The 1,303-nt window shown below is 43.3% G+C and carries 1 protein-coding gene; it reads left to right on the forward strand.

Translation table 11 applies throughout. The features are described 5' to 3' along the window. On the forward strand, positions 1 to 1,005 hold a 1,005-nt coding region (locus tag F6K53_RS43090), incomplete at its 5' end, for a DUF3769 domain-containing protein (protein ID WP_293086809.1). Positions 1,006 to 1,303: the final 298 nt, after the last annotated feature.

Here is a 1,303-nt window from a genome sequence, read left to right on the forward strand (position 1 = left end):
CTATCTAATGATGCAGAAGGTGGTGGCGTAATCGATCCGGCTAACTTTGGCTTGCTGGTTGACCTTGATGCTTCCTTAGGGCCACGCACTACACTAGTAGGTTCCGCAGAACTCACTAGTCTGGATCCTGATGATCTAGAAAACGAAACTAGGGGAAGTTTGCGCCTCCGACAAACTATTGGCACCACTTACCCTCATCGCTTAACTTTGGAATCCAGCTACCGCGATCGCCTTTTCAATGGCTCTTTGGGTTTCCAAACCGTTCAGAGTAGTATTGGTGGTGTACTTGAATCACCGACAATTCCCATCGGGCAAACCGGCTTGACCATTAGATATCAAGCTGGCGTTCAGCGTATTAACGCTAACACCGATCGAGCAGACTTGCTACCTCTGCCACCTCGGGATAACAATCGGATTAGTTTAACCCGTTATCAAGGCAGTGCAACTCTAAACTGGACACAACCCCTTTGGCAAGGTGACATATTGCCAGCAACTGCTGAAGAAGGTATGCGCTATACACCAGCACCAATTTTACCAAATGTTCAACTAAATTCATCTATTACCGGTGTGGCTAGTGCCTATAGTAATGGTGATTCTCAAGAATTTCTTCGTGGTAGCATTGGCTTAACTGGGCAATTCGGTCATTTTTCTAAACCCTTTCTCGACTATACCGGTTTTAATATCGGCTATAGTCAAGTAGCCTTAGGCAACACATCACCATTTTTATTTGACCGAGTTGCAGATACTCGAATCCTTAATGCTGGTATTACCCAACAACTCTATGGTCCGTTTCGAGTCGGTTTCCAAACTTATCTAAATTTAGATACAAATGAGGAAATTAGTACTGACTTCTTTTTAGAGTATTCTCGTCGAAGCTACAATATTTTATTGCGCTATAATCCCGTTCAACAACGGGGTTTAGTTGGTTTACGAATTAATGATTTTAATTGGACAGGTGCCACAGAACCCTTTGATCCGTTTAGCAATAGCTGGGAGGATGATTAGGAATTAGGGAGTTGGGTGTAGGGTGTAGGGTGTAGGGTGAATAAAATTGAATGGCTCTGATAATTATCAGAAACGCTATAATTATTTGTGTGGCCAAATAAACCCTACCAAATTAAGCTCCTGGATAGGTTGGGCATCTCCAATGAAGACTAATAAGCATCGGTCAGTTTGTGGGAAATTCAAGCAGCGGTTAAATAACGCAGTTAAACGCTGGTTTAATTCCCCTAAAAATGGTCATAGCAGCACCACACAACCAATAGCTGTTACTGTGGGAGAGCCTTATGCTCCCTACAAACCT

It is taken from the genome of Moorena sp. SIO4A1 (assembly GCF_010672065.1).
Taxonomy (GTDB): domain Bacteria; phylum Cyanobacteriota; class Cyanobacteriia; order Cyanobacteriales; family Coleofasciculaceae; genus Moorena.